At 40.8% G+C, this 665-nt stretch carries 1 protein-coding gene; it reads right to left on the reverse strand.

What is annotated here, in order from left to right; all coding sequences use genetic code 11:
• Positions 1-665: flagellar hook-basal body complex protein (locus tag ACAN52_RS21945; RefSeq protein WP_378957265.1), on the reverse strand; the 665-nt coding region annotated here is incomplete at both ends.

Raw genomic sequence — 665 nt, forward strand, 5'->3', positions numbered from 1 at the left:
ATCAGTTGTCGTAATAATTTTTGAGTTAGCCTGAAAACCACGTTGTGTAACAATCATATCACTAAATTGTTGTGATAAATCCACATTAGAGATTTCTAATGAACCAGAATTGAAAGTCCCTAGTCCTGATGTACTCGCTGCACCAATAAGTGGATCACCGGAGTTAGTTGATTTCATATACAAACTATCACCTGTTTTTGCTAGACCAGCAGGGTTATTAAAGTTTGCTAATGCAACTTGTGCTAAATTTAATATTTGACCATTGCTAAATTGACCAACAATAATCCCACTAGCATTAATGCTCGTTGATTCCAAAGATCCTGTTGCATAGCCATCCTGATTGACTATCACTGATGAAGTGCCACCATATTGAGTCAGAGTCCCCATATTCATATCTAGAGTCACTGCATCAGCGCCACCGTTAGGTATAAATCGTAGTGGGATTTGTGTCGTACCCACTGTATAAGGGGAAGTACTAGCAGCAATCGTAGAAGTTGTATAATTAGGAGCGATTGAACCTGTAGTAGCAGAAGCCGTATTATCAATCGTAAATGCTACCGTTCCGCCAGAAATGCCTGTAAAAGTTGCTAAAGAACTATAACCGTTCGTCGGATCATAAGTCACCGAACCCGTCACATCGGCACCAGCGTTGATGGCACCACCAG

Source organism: Pelosinus sp. sgz500959, from assembly GCF_042610375.1.
Classification (GTDB): domain Bacteria; phylum Bacillota; class Negativicutes; order DSM-13327; family DSM-13327; genus CTSoil-075.